Below are 18,544 nucleotides of genomic sequence, written 5' to 3' on the forward strand. Positions count from 1 at the left end.
GGTCCCGGATCGCGTCCACGTGCCGCGCACCGGGTGCCGTCCTTGCCGTAGGCCACACGCCCGGCCGTCGCGGGGCCGACCGGATCTCCGGCAGGTCCCACATCGACAGCACGGCGGGAGCCTACGGCGTCGGGGGTGTCCGGGCGGACTGACCGCTGTGCCCGGCCCGGACGGCGTCGTCCTCGTGGGCCGACCGGACGGGCTCGCGAGTGGACACGTCGCCGTCGACGTCCCAGCTCGGAACCGCCTCGGAGACCCAGCTCTCGTGAGCCGGCGGGACCGCGGGGCCGGGTGGCACGCCAGGACCGTCGGCGGGGGCGGGGTCACGCGGGGGGTCCCCTCGCACTGGGAGGGGGCTGTCGGAACGGGTGCCGGTCCGGGCCAGCTCGGCGTCGTAGGTCCCCTTGGCCGACCACCAGGCCTCGGCGGCGGCCCGCTCGCGCTCCGCGGCGGCCGAGTGGTCGTTCGCGGCGGCATCGGCCCCGGCGCCCCTCTCCGCGGCCCGCAGCTCCGACCGGGCCCGGCCCCACTCCCGGTCCCTGACGCCCAGCTGGTGCACCGCGTCCACGAGCGCGGCGGGCAGGCTCTCGCCGCGGTCGGTGCGCCGGACCACGTACCCCTGGTCGAGGTCGACGTCGACGACGCCGGTCCGCCGGCCGGAGCCGAGCGGCACGGACCGGGGCTCGGCGACCACCCTGAACCGGGTCCCGTGCGTGTGCAGGGTGCTGATCGGGCTCACGTCACCCGGCCCGCGTGCGGGGCGTTCGGTGCCGCCCGAGGAGGTCGCGCCGCGCTGCTCGTGCTCGGCCCCGGCCGCGCCCAGCGGCTCCAGGCCCAGCGCCCAGCCCGAGGCCTGGCCGAACGGCTGCCGCCCCTCGGAGTAGGTGTTCGACTCGGGCGGGTGCGGGACACCGCCGGACACGACGGGCATGGCACCGACGAGGTGCTCGCTGGCGGACCCGTACTCGACGTGCTCCGCGCCGGTCCGGGCGGTGGAGCCACCCAGCCGGATGCGGTCGCTGGCCCCCACCAGCTCGCCGGTGTCGGGGAGCACGGCGTGCAGGGTCAGGTCGAAGCCGGAGCTGGTGGGGACGATCAGGGGCATCCCGCGCTCGAGCTGTTCGCGGGCCGAGGCCGTCAACCGGCTCGGGGTCAGGTCCGCCTGCAGGGCACGGGTGGTCGCCGCGGTGACCGTCCCGCCGCCCTCACGGACGGCCTGCTCGGCGGCCCGGACGAGGTCGCCGGTGTCGCCGGCGAAGTCGACGGCCCGGGCACGGGCGGGTTCGGCGGGCAGCACGGCCGCGTCCGCGGACCGCCAGGCTGCCAGCGCGTCCGGCCGGGCCTCGTCCGCCGACCGGATCGTGGTCCGCGAGGCTGGGACCTGCGGGTGGGCCTGCGGGATACGACCGGCCGGCGTGTCCTCGGCCAGGGACCGGAGCTCGACCGTCCGGACCGCGGGGGCAGCGGCGATCCGCTCACCGTGCCGCTCGATCCGCACGTCGAACAGGACGTCTGCACGGTGTGCCGCCAGGACCCCCGACGCCGTCTCCGAGGATTGCCGGGCCGTCGCCCACTCCTCGACCGTCTGCCGGGTCTGGGCCAGCCACTCCCCGACGTAGGCCAGCCCCAGACCGGCCGCGAGGTACGGGGCACCATGTCGGGCGGTGCCCGCCTCGGTCGAGGGGATGAACATCCCGCCCGGCACCACGGTCATGATGACCTCGGCCAGGACCCGGCGCAGGGTGCGCGCGGCGGTCCGGGTGAACGTGGAGACCGTCGTCGTCGTGAGCTCGCCGTGGGTCACGCCCAGCGGCTCGGGCGGTGCGAGCAGCTCGGCTCCGACGCGCAGGTCGTAGGTCCGGCCGCTGAGCCGGTCCTCCAGCCTCAGCGCGATACCCACCCCGTCGGCCATCGCGTCACGCAACGAGCCCTGCAGGGCCGACAGCAGGGTGTGCGCCTCGCGGTGGCCGTCGTGCGGGGTCGTCACGGCCGAGGACGAGAGCAGTCGTTCGGCCCGCTCCGGCCCGAGCCGGTGCACCAGCTGCTCGCGCAGCAGCGGGAGAGTGTCGCCGAGGTCGACCGGCTGCATGACGCCGCCCACCCGGTCCGGTGCCGGCAGCGACCGCCCCTCGGGCACCGGTTCGACCGCCGGACGCGACGAGGGGGCCAGGATCGACCCGCCGGGGGTGTGGTCCAGGACCAGCTCCGGCAGGCGGGGCGGTCCGGTCTCCGCGGCGCGGAGGGCGTCCTCCTCCGCCTGCAGGGTCCGGATCGCGTGGAGCTGCTCGTCCGTCACCAGGGCGTGCACTGCTCCCGGCAGCGTGAAACGCTCCGCGGAGCGTCCCACCGGGGACCGCCCGAACACCTCCCATCGGTCGAGATTGCCCCGGCGGCTCGCCTCGGCGGCGACGGTGGAGCCCAGGTCGGCCCGGATCAGGTGCAGTGCCCGGGGCTCACCGGAGATCGTGCGCGTGGTCTGCGCGGCAGCACTCTCCCCGTCCCGGAAGGACTGCGAGCCACCCCACAGGCCGATCTCGCCGAGGAACAGGCCGATCGCGTTGCCGGCACCGCCACCGATGGCGCCCGGGTCGCCCGTGGCGAGGTACGCCGGTTCGATCGAGTTCGTCAGCGACCAGCCGCTCCCGGCCTCGCGGGCCAGGACGCTGCCGCCGGTGATCGCCCCCGAGGGCTGCTCCCACACCGTGTCCAGCACCTGAGGTTCGCGGAGGGAGAACGAGACCGCCGCCGCTGCCTGGGTGTCGGCCCGGCGACGCGCCCAGCCGAGCCCGTCCAGGTGCACCGGCCGGGAGAACAGGTGCGGGTCGCCGCGCAGCGCGCTCTGTGAGAGCGCGGTGTCGATCAGGCCGGAGTTCGCTCCGTCGGCGAACCCGAGGGCCGGGTCTCCGGAGGCGTCGACGGTCTGGTCGCGCACCGAGGTCCGGACGTGTTCGAGGCCGTGTACCGACAGCAGCCGGATCCTGTCGAGCTCGCGGGACGTGCCCCGGCGCAGCGCCGGGTCCCCGTTCAGCGCGATCCCCGGGAGGGCGGTGCGGTCGGTCGGTACGACGGTGCGCTCCAGCTCGGCGCGCACGGCGGCGGCGTCGGACCCGGCGGGCAGTTCGAGCACGACGTCGGCGACGACCGTCCCCGGCGCACGTCCGGCCTCCGCGGCTCCGGGATCGACGATGGTCAGGTCATGACGGGTCGGGACGCCGAGTCCGGAACCGCCGACGGTGACCCCCCGGACCAGGGCGTTGGGCCGGGACCAGTGGTGCCCGGTGACGGTGTACTCGACCCGGGCCCGGTACCGGTGCAGGGGCTCGGGCACCGGCGCGCCGTCGGCGTCGAGCCGGGGGCCGCGGGCCCCCCCGACGTCGGACCCGGTGGTGTGCCTGATCGTCGTCGAGGTGGAACGGTGGTACCCGAGCTTGCTGTAGAAGGTGGCCAGTGCGAGGTTCCCGGCAAGCTGCGAGTACACCCGGCCGACGACTCCCCCGGTGACCGACCAGCCCCGCTTCGCGGTGTGCTCGCCGCTACCGGTCTCGCCGATCCGCGTGGTCGAGGGGCGCTCCGGGGCGGGGCCCAGGTCGACCAGCTCGCCGTCGAGCCGGGCCGAGACCCGCAGCGCGACGTGGTAGTCGTGGCCGCGGCCGGGTTCGGGGGTGAGCTCGACGGTGAGCGGCCCGTCCACGAGCAGGTCCGGGGTGATGCGGGGCAGCCGGTCCGCCGACACCGCCGCCTCGACCGCGTCCGTGCGGCCGAGTTCGCGCTCGTGGCGGTCGGAGATCCCGCCGCTCAGCCGGGTGTCGTCGAAGGAGGTGGCGAAGGTCGAGTCCCGCCACGACCACCGGTGGTGGCCCGGCAGCAACGCCACCGAGTCCCGCATGATCGCGGCGAGCTTCTCGCTCGTCGCCTGCGGCTCGGGAGACGCCGACGGGCCTCCCGGGAGGCCGTCCGCCGTGGGGAGGACGCCGGTGCGGGCCGCCTCCTCCGGGGTGGTCCAGTGCTGCGCGGTGAGCGCACGGTCGAAGGTGATCGGCGCCTGGCCCGGGAGGCGGGCCTCCAGGTCGTAGACCGTGCGGTAGCGCACGACCGGGCCCGTCCGGTCCTGCGTCGACTCGTGGGTGGTCGTGCGGTCGTGGGCGTGGGAGGTCTCGGCCGAGCGGCCGCCCGCCCCGAGCGGACCGGCCGCCGCGGTGACCATGCCGACGTCGACGCCCGCTCCGGCCCCGAGTGAGCCCTCGCCCGCCCGGCTCGCCCGGGTGCCGCCGGCGGCCGTCGCGGCGCCCTTCGTCGTGGTGGACCAGCTCGCTCCCTCGATGGTCTCCAGGTACTCGACCTCCCGGGCGACCGCCCGCAGCTGGAGCCTGCGGCCGTGCGAGCTGAACAGCGAGAGCAGCGGGTTGCTCTTGGGGAGCAACGACACCGAGTCCACCCAGCCGGCGCCGCTGCCGGCCTGGCGCGGGCCGACCGCCATCCGTGGCAGCTGCGAGGCGAGGCCGTCCGCGCTCAGCGCCGTCCGCAGCGCACGCAGGGTGTGGGAGTTCGCCGACCCGATGTGCTCGGCCAGCTGTCGCGCCACGTCCGGCGTCCGCTCCGGGGTGGCGGGCAGTGCCGTCCGCTGGTGCCGTCCGGGCGTCGAGGAGTCCAGGTGCGCGCCCTCCACCAACGACGGAGGCAGGGTCGGCGGCAGCGGCACCGTCGTCCCGGTGCTGCGGAGCCCGACAGGCACGGTCATCCCGGCCGAGACCCGGGGGTCGCCGGGACGGTCCCCGACCGTCGTCGTCGGGCCGATCGGGTCGCCTGCGGCGTCGACCCTGGTGAGGCTGAAGCGCAGCGGCACCTCGACCGTGCGCATGCCCCGGAACCCGGTGCCGCCCTCGGGCCGCTCGGGCAGCGTCACCGAGATCGCGACCTGCTCGGACTCCGAGCGGACGGCCGTGCGGTGCGTCGACGCCCCGGTCGGCAGGGTCACCCCACCCAGGCCGAACAGACCGGGGACCGCCGGGACGAAGAGGAACCAACGGGTCATCGGCGACCGCGACGACGACGTCGCCGCCGAGGAGCCCCGGTGGGACTCACGGGACGCGCCTGCGGGCTCGGACGAGCCATCGTCGACCGGGGTCGCCGCCGACCAGTCCGGGTCCACGGTGACGAGGACCTTCTCCCGGCCGACCCGCACGATGCGGCCGTCGAGCAGGGCACCCACGTCGTCCCGAACGGCGTGCCGCAGGGAGGCGAGATCGTTGTCGGCGGGCGGGCGCGGCAACAGTGCGGCGGCCACCGTGACGACGTGGTCGACGCCCGTGGTCGGACCGCTCTGGGTCGCTGGGGCCAGGGTGTTGCCCGGGGCGGGGGCGTAGGCCGGCTCGGGCGTGGGAGCAGCTTCGGGTGCGGGGGTGGGTTCCGGGGCGGCGTCGGTGGGCACGCCGTCGGTGGGCACGCCGTCGGTGGATACGCCGTCGGCCGGCGCGGGATCGTGCAGTCGCAGCAGGTTGCCGTCGCGGCCCGTCGCGACGGCCGAGACGACCACGCCGGCGCCCGGCTCCCGCCGCACCGCGGCGACGACGCCGCCGTCGGACGGGGTCAGCACGACCACGGCTCCCCGGCTGTGGATCATCGACACCGTCTCGGTCCGTCCCGTGGCCGGGTCATGCATCCGGACGAGCGCCGAGCTGCCGTCACCGCCGTGGACCAGGCCGTTGTGGACCTGCACCCAGGCGGCGACGCCGGTGCCGATCTCCGCCAGCGGGGCGCCGAACGTCTGCTCGACCGCATCCGCGGCGGGCTCGGCGACGACCTCCCGTGGGCGTCCACGCCACAGGTCGTGCAGCGCCAGGTGCCCGTCGAGACCGCTGCCCGCCAACTCCTCCCACGCCCCACGATGCAGCGCGAACCGGTCCGTCCGGTCGGTGGTGAACGGGAGCAGATCGCGCACCAGGTTGCGCATCTCGGCCAGTGAGACGGTCGCCCGGGCGAGCGTGTCGACGTCGAAGGGAAGCGGGGAGGTCCGCCGCCGCCACGCGTCGTAGGCGTCCAGCAACGCCGTGCGGTAGGCCTCGTTCCCGTGGTACGCCGCGCGGTCCCGCGCGGTCGCCGCGGCTTCGCCGGACGCGGTCGGTTCCGGAAGATCGTCCCGGACGACGGGCAGACGCAGGTCCCTCAGCACGTTCTGGATCGCGGCCCACTGGTGGTGGCCCGGCACCAGCCGATCCCGGGCCGTCGGCGTGGTGACCGACGGCAGCGGCCTGCTCGGCAGCTGTGGCCCGCCGAACAGGGCGTCGAGGCGGGCCAGATCGGCCTCGGTGTACACCGGGATGCCGTCGGGGCCCATCAGGGCGCCGTACGCGACGGTCCCGCCGACGGCGGCGGCGTTCCCGTGCGGGCCGTACCTGTCCGGCAGGCCGAACACGTGGGAGAGCTCGTGCGACGCGACGGCGGACCCCGTCGCCTTCAGGCTGCGGATCTGGTCCAGCTGCCAGCGCTCCTGGTGCGACGTGGGCGACTGCCCGCGAACCCACGGCACGTCCTCCACCACGACGACCTGATGCTCGGGGCGGGTGGGCGAGAGATCGAGACTCAGGTGCAGCTGGTCCCCGCCGGGAAGCCGGTAGCGGTAGTTGAGCAGCTCCAGCTGTTCGATGGCCAACGCAGTGGCCTCGGCGACCGCGGCCGGGTCACCCACCAGCCGCACGGCGGCGGTGAGCTCACGGACGAAGTGCCCGGGGAACACCTCGTAGCGGCGCACCTCCACCGGCGCGAGGTCGGCGAACCGGGAGATGCCGACGTCCCGTTCACCGGGCGGAAGCACCGTGACGGCGTCGGGCCGCACGAGGGTCACCGGTGCCGCGGCCCGCTGGGCGTCCCAGACGACGTCGCGGCGGTACAGCTGCTCGGAGTCCGCCGCAGGCTCGTGCCCCTGCTGCCACCGGGGGCCGGTGCGGTGCAGCGGCTCCGCGCGCCCGGAGCGGGCGGCCGGAACCGCGTCCACGGGGGGCGCCTCGGGCACCGATGGCCCGGGCACGAACGGTTCCGGCTCGTCGGCCGGGATGGCCCGCACACGGTCGCCCGTGCTGGTGACCCCTACCGCCGTGAGGCGCGCGTCGTCGGGGACGACGACGTGCTCGGCGAGGACGATGCCGCCGTCGGACGGAGTCAGTACGAGCACGTCACCCTCGACCTGCAGCAGGGTGAGCGTCTCGACGCGCCCGTCGCCGGGGTGCTCGAGCCGGACCAGCCCGGAGCCCCCGTGGCCACCGCCGTGCAGCGCGTCGGCGAACCGGGCCCACGCGTCCGGGCCGGTGCCGATCTCGACCGGCGGGAACCCGAACGTCCGCTCGATCTCGTCCCGGACGTTCCTCCGGCCCCGGTCGCTCTCGGTCGGAGCCCGGGTGTCGACCGGATCGGGGGTGGCGGCCGGTGCGGGCGTCGCGACGGAGTCCGGCGTGGTGCGGGGGCGGCCCCACCAGAGATCGTGCACCGCCAGGTGCCCGTCGAGACCGGATCCCCGCAGCTGTCGCCAGATCTGCTCGTGCAGCCCGAACACGGCCGTCGGGTCGTCGGCGAACGGGGGCCGCGGAACGGACCGGTGGTCGGCCCGGGGGAAGACCAGCGGCACGCCGTCGGCGCCGGTCCCGACCGCCTCGACCCGGCCCAGGTAGCTCAGGTGGTCGGCGGTGGCCGGGACGACGTCGCCGGTACGCAGCTCGACGAGCAGCACCGTGCCGCCGTCGTTGAGCAGGTTCCAGTGGGTCGGCCCGATCAGCCGGGGGTGTCCCTCTCCGGTCGGTGGGACGGCGGGGTCGCGCTCGAACGCGCCCCAGACCACCGCGTCGGCGCCCGGGCCGGCGGCCCGGACGGTGTCGATGACCGCGCCGAGCGCGGCCGGACCGGTGCCGACCGCGGTCCACGGAGCGCCGAAGGTCCGTTCCAGCATCCGACGGGTGCCGACGGGCCCGGACGGCTCCTCGCGAGGGGCGTGCGGCTGCCCGTGCCAGGCCTCGTGCAGCTCGGCGGCGGCGGTGGGACGGGATCCGGAGTAGGTCCAGGCCAGGTCGTCCACCGTCCGGGGCGTCGACGTCGTCGTCGTGGCGGAGCCCACCGCGCCGGGATCGAGGACGACGAACGGTAGCACGGTCGGGCTCTGCGTTCCGGACCCACCGAGTTCGGTCGGGTCGCCGGGGCGATCCCCCTGGGGCAAGGAGGACCCGGCGGGGCCGGACCGGTCCGCCGCGGAGCCCGCGACGGCGGGCTCCGTCCGAGGGGTCGGCTCCGGGGTCGGCTCCGGGGTCGGCTCCGGGGTCGGCTCCGGGGTCGGCGCGGTCTCCGGCACGGCCGAGTGGCTGGGCAGCGGCAGCGGCGCCCGACCGCCGGTGACCGCGGCGGCGCGCACCTCGCGGACGGCGGGCAGACCGTCCGGCCCGACCCGCGTCGCGGCCCCGGCACGTGGGTCGACGAGCCACTGGGTGTCTCCGTCCTGGAGCAGCACCCAGGTGCTGGGAGCAGCGCGCGGTCCCCGCCGGCCGGTGTCCCGGACGGCTTCCACGACGGCCGACGAACCGTGCCCCGCGTCCCGGATGGCCGTGGACACCGCGGCCCACGCGCCCGCGCCGTCACCGACGGCGACCAGCTCGGTGCCGAGCCCCTCGGCGACGACCTCGTCCGCCGTGCGGCGGTAGCCCGCGTCGGGCAGCCGGGGAGCCCCGTGCCAGGTCTCCACGACGGCCAGGGCGGCGTCCGCGGAATCGCCCTGCAGGAGGTGCACCCAGCGGTCCGGCATCACGAACGGCCGCGGGCGACCGTCCCGGTCGGTGACCGCGGCGGCGAGACGACCCTCGGCGGTGTGGCCGTTGCGGTCGGCGTGCTCGACCGCGGCGCGGGCCAGCTCGGTCGGCGACGACGGCACCGGGAGACCCTGCTCGCGCCAGCGCTGGTAGACCTCGAACGAGTCGTCCCGACCGGAGCGCAGCCCACGGTCGTCCAGGGCGACGCGGATGGCGTCCATCTGCGGTCGCGTCGGCATCTCCGGTGCCCGGAGGGGCTGGTGCACGACCGTCCCGGGGTCTCCCGGGGCCGTGCTCCTCCCCGACCGGGTGGGCGCCGGGGGCTCGTCGTCCTCGGGGATCGTGCCCAGCCGCCGCGCGCGGGGCGGCAGCGGCGCGGGCGCCACCGGACGCTGCTGCACCCACTGGGCGGTGCGGCGGTCCAGCTCGGTCTTGGCCTCGGCCCACTCGCGGGCGGCCTCGGCGTAGCGCTCGCCGGCCACGCGCAGGTCGGTCGCGATGCGGCCGGTCGCCTCACCACGCAGGCCCTCCAGCCGACGGCGGTCCGCCGCGGGCGTGTCCAGCCAGAGCTCGTCGTAGCGGTGCTGGACCGCGACGAGCTCCGTGTCGGCGGCGCGCCAGGCGTCGGCGCGCGCCTTCTCGTCGGTCATCGCGGCACGCACCTCGGCCGGCATCGGCCCCAGCAGCGCCTCCGCGTCGCGTTCGCCGATGAACAGGCGCAGGTCCCCGCCCCGGACCGTGCCCGTGATGTCCAGGTCGGCGCGAGCGGGCCGGGTGAGGACCGCCCCGACCTCGTAGCGGTAGGAGCCGCCGAGGATGCGGACCGAGTCGCCGAGCTTGGTCTCGTGCTCGCGTCCGGTCAGCGGGAGCTGCATGGACCGGTTGCTGGTCGACGACTGCCCCTGGGCGTCGCCGCGCAGGTCCCCGCGGGACTCGTCGACGGTACGGCCGTCCCCGATCAGGCCACTCCGGACACCGCTGGAGACCTCGCCGTAGGGACCGGCGACCGTCGAGGTCATGGAGTTGGACTCCGCACCGACCCCGAGCTGGGCCGACACGGCCTCGGTGTGCAGCGACTCGGGCACGATGCGCAGCCGCGGCGTCAGCGTGGAGCCGGGCAGGCTCGGGTGCGCGACCGGCGGCAGGTCGGTCGGGCCGTCCAGCAGCAGCGGGATCCAGGGGTCGAGGTACTCGGGGGTGAACATCGCGTCGAGGGCGTGGTGACCGGGCTCCCCCGGGGTCGTCCAGGCCCGAGGGACGTCCGCGGCCTGCAACGCCTGCTGCAACGCGGTCCGGGCGCGCTGCGCGTCGCCGCGGATGTTGCCGAGGACGGTCTCGGGGTCGACCGCCGCCGCCGGACGCATCTGGTTCGGCGGCGGGACCGCCGGGTCGGGCTGGGTGGACAGGAACGACGCCGGGACCCGCTGACGCAGGGTGAACGGCACCGAGGCCAGCGACGGGGTGGTCGTCCCGTCCCGGGACACCGACAGCTCCAGATGTCCGTCGCGGCCGAGGATCGCGGTCGGGCCGTCGGACCCCAGCCAGCGCCAGCCGCGGTAGGTGTGGGCCGTCGCGTCGGGGCGGTGGGTCGTCGACGACCAGGACGCGCCCCCGGCTGCGAGCCCGCCGCCGTAGTGCGGCCTCCCGTCGACGGAGCCCTCCCGGCCCCCCGCGCTGCCGCCGATGTCGGCGCTCGGCCCGGACGACACCGCGGTCACACTCATCCGCTGGTCGCTGAAGTACTGCTCGACCTTGGGCGCGTGTCCGTCGTGGACGACCCGCTCCACCCGCGCGGCGTCCGGCGCCGGGTCGGGCACGAACCGCAGGGTCCCGGTCAGGTCGTGGTGGCCGACCACACCGCCGCGGGAGCCGGTGAAGGTCAGGCCGTTGCCGGCCAGGCTGTCCTGCATGCCCTTCAGGTCCGAGGCGGTGAACCCGCGCTGCGGATCGGTGAACCGCTCGGTCACGGTGCGGATGTCGGCCTCCGACAGCACCCCGTCGAAGTGCGCGGGGATCTTCGCCGCCAGGTCGGCGAGAGGTCCGGCGACGCCCTCGTCCATGGCCCAGCCGAGGCCGCCCACCGGCGACGCGGCGCGCAGCCGCGACGGCACCTGCAGCGGCACGTCGGCCGTGTCCGGACGGGGCAGCTCGGGGGGCAGCAGGCCCCAGTCCCGCAGCTGTGCCTCACCGGCGGACACGTAGACCTGCCGGGGCAGGTTCACGTAGCGGGTCGCGGTCCGCTCGGTGGGCGTGTGGAACAGGTCCAGCGCCCGGTTGGTGGCCGTCGTGCGCGCCGTCGCCTTGAACACCCCGTCCATCACGACGACGTAGGAACGGCTGCTGCCCAGGTCGTGGAACGTCTCGCTGGCCCCCGACGTACCGCGCGAGCGGCCCGCCCGGTGCGACGCCCGGTAGCCGCCGTGCACTCCCCCCGAGCCGGTCGGGTGCCCGTTCGCGGCGGCGATGTCCTGTGCCGTCAGCGCCGTGTCGTTGGCCTCGACGCCGGCGGTCCCGGTGACGGTGTGCGTGCGGTTGCTGCTGCCCGACGCCAGGCCGCCGCTGAAGACGACCTCGCTGCGAGAGCGATCGACGGGTGGTGCGTGGTCCACCGACAGGATCCGCGGGCGGAACAGCATCAGCTCGCCCTCCCCCGTGCCGCGCTGGTCGAACAGGCGACCCTTGTGCACGAAGACCGGTGTCCCGATCCCCTTCTGCGTGACGGTGCGGTCGTTGGCGATCCGCTCCGGGCCGAAGGTCATGTCGAGGGCGCGGCCGTCGTCGGTGCCGGACCGGGCGAGCACCCCGGCCCCGGTCGTGGCGTCGAAGGCCTGCTCCATCGCCACGCGCCGGGCGGCCGCCCCGCCGACCCAGGTGAGGATCGTGTCGGGTCGCAGGGTCGGGGCGAGGTTGGTCCAGTTCCGTCCGATCGGGGTCGCCGTCGGTGCGCCCGGCATCGGGACGCGCTGCAGACGCGACGGCGTCCCCGGCTGCAGCATCTCCTCCTTCGGCACGTCGAGGGCGAACGGCTCGGCGACGGGCGGCTCGGCGACGTCGGGCACCGGGGTCCGTTCGACGGCCTGCAGGCCCGGCCGGCCGATGCCGGTGACCCGGCCGAACGCGTTGGTGACCGAGAACCTCTCCGCCGTGACGCGGTAGGTGTTGAGTCCGGTGACGCGGTGCGCGTCGCCGCCGGGGCCCCCGACGCTGCGCCGGCCGGTGACGGTGCCGACCGCGTTCCCGGCGTCGCCGCCGTGGGCGTAGCCGGCACGGGCCGTCCCGCCCAGGTACATCGGGCCGACGTCGAAGCTCAGGCCGAACCGGGCGCCGAACCCGGCGTCGAACGCGCTGCCCGCGCTCGCCGTGGACTCCTTACGGTGGCCCGCGCTGGTCTTCACGGCGACGCCGGCCCGCGGTCCCTCGTCGACGACGCCGGACATCTCCGCGTCGACGCGGACGTGCAGGTACTCGGTGTGCCGCACGCCGTCCCGGGCGAACAGCAGGTGCACGCCGCCGTCGTGGAGCTGGTCCGCCGTCGCCCCGAGGACGGCGTGGGTGGTCTGGTGGTCGAGCATCCGCCAGCTCTCGCCGAAGCCCTCGACGGTGCCGGCCTTCGACGCGGTGCGGTGTGACCCGTCGGGGTCGACCAGCGAGGCCATGCCGCCCTCCTCGGAGGCGGCGATCCGCTCGATCCGCTCCCGCAGCCGGGCCGGGGCGTCCCCGAGGGAGTGCACGTGGGCGCGACCGATGCCGCGGCCCGCCGCGAGGTAGGGCGGCAGGGTGTCGGTGCGGGCCGAGCGGGGGGCGTCGCGGATCTCGTCGGGCACCGGGAGACCCGCGTCGCGGGCGTTGTGCGGGTCGTCGGCGAGCAGCGTCTCGACCGGGACCCGCACCGGCGGGGCGGTCTCGCTCGTCGAACCCCAGGCGACCTTCATCTCCAGGTCGAAGTCGACGTCGAAGGCCTGCAGGCTGGTCTGGTCGACGTTGCGCCGGGAGGCGCTGATGTGGTTGGCGGACCACCCGCGCCGGTGGTTCCAGCCCGCACCGACATAGGGACCCAGGTTCAGGAACAGGAACTTCGGGGCGACCCGCCAGCCGCCGCGCAGCTCACCGGACACGCCGCGGCCCCGGCTGCGGCCGGACTCGACACCCCAGTCGATGCGCTGGGACAGCGTCGTCTTGCCGGCGATCGGGCCGCGCCACGACCCGGCTCTGGGGACCAGCCGGGCCATGACGAACGCCGACCGGCCACCGCCCACGCTCAGCTCGTCGGACTTCATCCAGCCGCCGGTCAGCCGCTGGAAGTGGTGGGTGAGGGTGTTGTCGGACAGGAAGTGGGCAAGCCGGTTGTGTCCCGGCGTCCCGGGCCTGACCAGCTCCGGAGGGAGCTGGCCGGCCAGCCGGGCCAGTGCTGCGTCCACGCCGGGGGTGCGGATGTCGAGGACCGCGGCGTTGGACAGTGCGGGGCCGGCGGTGCCGTCCAGCCGGGCGGGGACGCGCCCGCCGGACCGGCGGTCGGCGGTGTCGAACCAGCCGCTCGCGGTGCCGGCGAGGGTACGTGGGCCCGGTCCGACGAGGGCGCCGGTGTCGTCGCGCAGCGTGACGGTGAACCGCACCGGGACGTCGCCGGCCGGGGGGTGCTTGCCGTCGTAGCCGATGTCGACGTTCACGGTCTTGCGTGTGCGGTGGTGCACGGTGTCGCTGCCGCCGAGGGTGATCCCGCCGCCACCGAAGCCGGTGATGGATCCGCCGGTGCCGACCACCGGGACCGACAGGCCGGAGGTGTGGGCGAGGCCCTCGACGTAGGTGGCGGTTCCCCGGCGGATCTGCTCCGTGCCGTCGGTCGCGGCCGGGGCGTCGGGGCCGCGGACCGGGCCGGGCCGGGCCGGGTCCTGGTCGATCGCGACGACGGCCTCGAAGACGCGGCCCCCGACCCGGACGTCGAACGGCAGGCCGCTGTGCAGCGCCTCCGGCCGGGCACGCAGCATCTCGTCGAGCTGCTCGGCCACCGCCCGTTCCCGACGGCGGTGGCGGCCGGGGACCATCTCGTCGATCAGCTCGGCGACGGCGCGGCGCTGGTCGGCCCCGACGGTCCGCACGCGCAGCAGCCGGTCGGGCCCCGGGCCGCCGGTGCGGGTCGCCGGTCCCGTCCCGGCGGGCCCGTCGCCGCGCCGGGGAGCGGGCTCCGGGCCCGTCCAGGGGGCCAGGACGTCGTCGTCGAACCGGTAGCGGCCCGACTCCAGGTCGTCGCGCAACGCGCGCACCGCGTTCGGGTCGCGGGGCGCGTCGAGGTCCACCAGACCCCGGGTCTCCAGGTACCCGTGCAGACGGCCGGCGACGAAACCGTCCTCGGCCAGGCGCGGGGAGTCCAGCAGCGCGCCGAGGAACGGGGACCCGGGCGGGGCGACCATCAACCCGGTGGGCGGCGTTCCCGAGCCGTCGTCGGGGCGGGTGAGCAGGGGGAACAGCGGCTCGCCGTCGGTGAGACCGCGGGGCATCAGCGGCATCACCTCCGGCAGCGGCTCCAGGGTGTCCGGGAGGACACCGGGCTCGGCCCAGATGCCCCCGTCACGGTGCAGGACGGCGACCGCGACGTCGGCCCCGGCCCGGTCGAGGTCGTCGGTGAGCAGGCGGCTGAGGATGCGGTCCGAGGCGCGGGTGCCGGCGGGGAACTCGGTGGCGACGTCGCGGACGGTGAACCCGCGTCGGTCCAGGCTGACCCGCGCGGTCTCGGTGAGTCGGCCCGCGTGGGTCCAGACGTGCACGTCGGCGGGGTCACCGGTCCGCTGCGCCCACGCGGCCAGCGACCGCAGGCTCCGGGAGTCGAGTCGCCCGTTCAGCAGGGGGACGTGCACCCGGCGCGGGACGTCGGCGAGGTGACGCCCCTGCGGGTCGCCCATCACGGTGCGCCGGACCGGCTGGTCGACGAGCGCCTGCACCCCGCGCGACGGGGGCGGGACGACCCCGTCGGGCGCGTCGACGGCGGACCGGGCGGTGACCCGGACCCCACCCTCGACGTCGGCGAGCAGGCCGCGCAGGTACACGGCGGCCGCGGTGGCGCGGGCGTGGCCGGTGGCGCGACGGTGCGCGACGTCGTCGCGCGGGCGGCCCGCCCGGTCGGTGTCGGCGTCGCCCAGCTGCCGGCGCAGGGCGCCGAGGAGCCGGTCGGCGTGGTGTCCGATGCCGTCGCCGACGAGCTGCACGCGGGGCGGCGGCAGCCCCAGAACGCGGGCCAGGCGGGCCCGTTCGCGGGCCTGTTCGGCGATGCTCTGCAGCTCGCGCCGGGCGGCGGCGTCCCGGCGGGTGGCGCCGCTGCGGAACGGCACGTCGTGCACCGAGTCCACGGCGGTGACGTCGGAGGTGTCGTGTCCCAGCACAGCGACGCGGTGCTCGGCCGGGGACGCCCCTGGCGACGGCGGCCGCACGGTCCCGGTGGCGACGATCCGGAAGTCGCGCTCCGCGAGCCCGTCGGTCCCGCCGTCGGCGATCCGTGCGCGCAGGCGGGCCCGGGCGATCGCCTCGACCGCGCGGGCCCGGTCGAGGCCGGTCCGCTCCGCAGCGGTGCGGTCGGCCCACGCCCGGGACGCCGACCGGGAGCCGTTGCCGTGCCCGGTCACGGTCAGGGCGGGGGTGGGACGGCCCTCGTTGTGGGCCGCGACGACGTCGTCGATCCACCGGTCGGTGGCGGCCTGCACGGCGACCCGCCCGGTCGGGTCCACGCGGTGGTCACCCTCCTCGAACGCGACGGTGAGGCGGGCCGCGTCGTCGGCCCCGTGCGGGGTGTCGGGGTCGTACGCGGAGTCGGAGTCGTACGCGGAGTCGGAGTCGTACGGGCGCTCCGACCCGGGTGTGCTGTCGCGGTCGCCGGACGGGACCGGGCCCCAGTCGAAGGAGTCCGGCGCGATCGGTCCCCCGTCGGGACCGCGGCGCGGTGCCGGGCTCCCCGCGACCGGCGGTGCGGCGCTCCTGGACCCCGGCAGCGGCAGATCGTGGGTGGGGGCCTGGCGCGCGACCTGGTCGATCCGGGCCAGGTCGGCGTCGGTGAGCAGCGTGCTGCGCCAGTCCGTGCCCATCACGCCGGCCGCGTCGACGGCCCCGCCGAGGACGGCACCGGGGACCCGGTAGCGGTCGGGCAGACCCACGCGGTGCAGCAGCTCGTGGAACGTGCGGCCGACCGCGAGCGCGGGGTCGTCGCCGCGCTCGAGGTGCTCCAGCCGCCAGTGCAGCGACGTCGAGTTCGCCCCGGTGTAGTCCGGCTCGGAGGTCACCAGGACGCGGTTCGCGTCGGCACGCGTGGACGGCTCGATGCGCAGGTGCAGCTGGTCGCCGCCGGGCAGCTCGTAGCGGCTGTCGACGTGCTCGCGCAGCGCCTGCGCTGCCAGCTCCGTGGCGCGGGCGACGTTTGCGGGGTCCCCGACCAGGTGCAGCGGCAGGGTCAGCTCGCGCACCCAGCGTCCCGGCTCGACCTCGATCCGGCGCACGTCGACGGTCACCGGGTTGCCCTGCGGGGTCAGGGTGCCGTCCGGCTGCTGCAGCACGCGGACCAGCTCGGTGTGCGCGGTCCCGGACGGCGCGTCGCCGCGGCGTGCCTCCCACTGCGCGGGCAGCAGCGGGTCCGGCAGCTGCGGGGCGGCGGCCGCGGTCCCGTCCGTGTGCCACAACGGGCCCGGCCGCCACGACCGGGTGGGGGCGGGCGGGCCGGTCCTGGTGTCCGGGCCGTCGCCGGGCGGGCCGGTCTCGGGGCGGGCCCCCGCTCCCGGGGAGCTCGCAGCGGCCCCGGACGCGTCGTCGGGGGCGAACCGGATCGGGGCCGCATCCGGATCGGCGGCCACGGCGAAGACCCGGCCGGGCCGCGGGATCGAGTCCGGACCGGCGACCGCGGCCGTACCGGTCCGCGGGTCGACGATCCAGACGGTGCCCTCGTGGTTGACCAGGTTCCAGACACGGCGCACCGGCCCGACCCACTCGTCGCGGCCGTAGGAACGGCGGGGGTCGGCGGCCGCCGGATAGGCGTGGACGATCGCGTCGGCACCATGGCCGGCGTGGCGGACCCGGTCGACGACGGTGGTGAACGCCGCAGGCCCGTCCCCGACCGGGGCCAGCGGGGCACCGAAGGCGTTCTCGACCTCGGCGACGGCCGCCGGGACCCGGGTGGAGTCGGTGCCGGGGGAGACCGTCGGCCTCCCCCGCCAGGTCTCGTGGGCGGCGACCCCGGCGCCGAGACTCTCGCCGCGCACGGCACGGGCCCAGGTCCCCGGGGCGGCGAACGGCGTCGCCTCGATCGTCTCGTGTACGAGCAGTGCCTCCGCCGCGGTGTAGGCGTTCCGGCTCGCCGCACCGATCTCACGGATGCCGGTCAGCACGTCCTGGCGTCCGGCGAAGGGCGACCCGCCGACGTGCAGGGAGCGTGGCCCCTCCTGGCGCATCTCCCCGACGGCGGCGGGCGGGTCCAGGCGGGGGGTGCCGTCCGCGGCGCGGTTGCGGTCGAGCTCCGGCAGCACGGTGTGGATGCCCAGTGCCTCGTCGGGACCCACCCGGCGCCGGCGCGGGTCGTCCCCGAACCCGCCGTACAACCAGTCGCGCAGGGTCGCGGTGCTCCGCTCGGTGTCCCTGTTCCAGCGCGGGGGGAGCCGCCGGTCGAGCAGGCCGGGGTCGAGGTCGCCGCGCTCCCCGCGCGTGTCCAGCGCACGGAACGTCGAGGCGAACCGGTCCATCACCGTGGCCGAGTGGCGCCGCAGCCAGGCCGCGCCCTCCGGACCGGTGCCCTCGACGACGTGGTCGGGGAAGTGCCGCAGGTTGAACGCGGAGAAGTTCTTGGTCAGCGACACCCCGGCGTTGGCGTGCAGATGCTGCGACATGGCCGCGAACTGCAGGTACAGCACGGCGACGGTGCCGTGCACGGCCGCCCGGGGCGCGGCCCAGGTGTGGGGCGCCCGACCGGCGAACGCCGGGTCCGTCGCCATCTCCTCGGCCAGCCGCCGCCCCAGGTCCAACCCGTCCGCCAGGTGCAGGCGCGCCGCGCGGGCCGGGAACACGTCGACCGCCGCCGGACGATTGGACAACCACGTCAGCAGGTCCGCGAGACCCGCGACCGCGGTCCCGGCGGAGTAGTGGGGCGACACCGCGACATCGCCGGGTCCCGACGGCGGTTCGACCCGGACGCCGTCGGCATCGGACGAGAGCCGGTACTCGGGCGAGGGGAAGATGATGGAGAGCGGCGTGGGCCCGGTCATGGCCGCCAGCCGGTTCAGCACCCCGTCCAGGGCCGCCGTGCTCTCCTCGACGGGGATCCGGTCGACGTCGCCGTCGAGCAGGCGGGCCGGCTTGGTGATCAGCTCCAGCGTCATCCCCGCCGGGCCGATCTCGGCCACCGCGGTCAGCGCCGCGGAGACGGCCAGCTCGTCGCCGGAGGAGACGTACTCCTCGAGGTTGACCAGCCGGTGGCCCAGGAACTCCGCCTCCACACCGATCGCGTGGGCCCCGGGTCCGTCGCTGGCCCGGTCCGGGTTCGCGACGGCCGCGGCCAGCGACCAGTCGCCGCCGCGCGGCATCGGCTCGCCGCGCGCGCGCCACTGCGCGTACGCCTCGCGCACCTCGTCCGGGCCGGACGGGAGGTCGTAGACCTGCAGGGCCCGGCCGATCGCCGCAGCCTGGGCGTCGGTGGGCACCTCGGGCACCGACGGGTGCGGCACCGCCGGGGGCGGCGGCGCGTCGCTCGGTGGCGGAGGGGCAGCACTGTCGCGTATACACAACTGACGCTGCCG

General features: G+C 76.3%; 1 protein-coding gene. It reads right to left on the reverse strand.

The window, feature by feature from the left end; all coding sequences use genetic code 11:
• Positions 1-121: 121 nt before the first annotated feature.
• The gene (locus FVA95_RS12250) at positions 122-18,448 is read right to left on the reverse strand and encodes a toxin glutamine deamidase domain-containing protein (RefSeq protein WP_149664328.1); all 18,327 of its coding nucleotides are present in this window, start codon (positions 18,446-18,448) and stop codon (positions 122-124) included.
• Positions 18,449-18,544: the final 96 nt, after the last annotated feature.

The sequence above is a fragment of the Pseudonocardia sp. EV170527-09 genome (assembly GCF_008369905.1).
Classification (GTDB): domain Bacteria; phylum Actinomycetota; class Actinomycetes; order Mycobacteriales; family Pseudonocardiaceae; genus Pseudonocardia.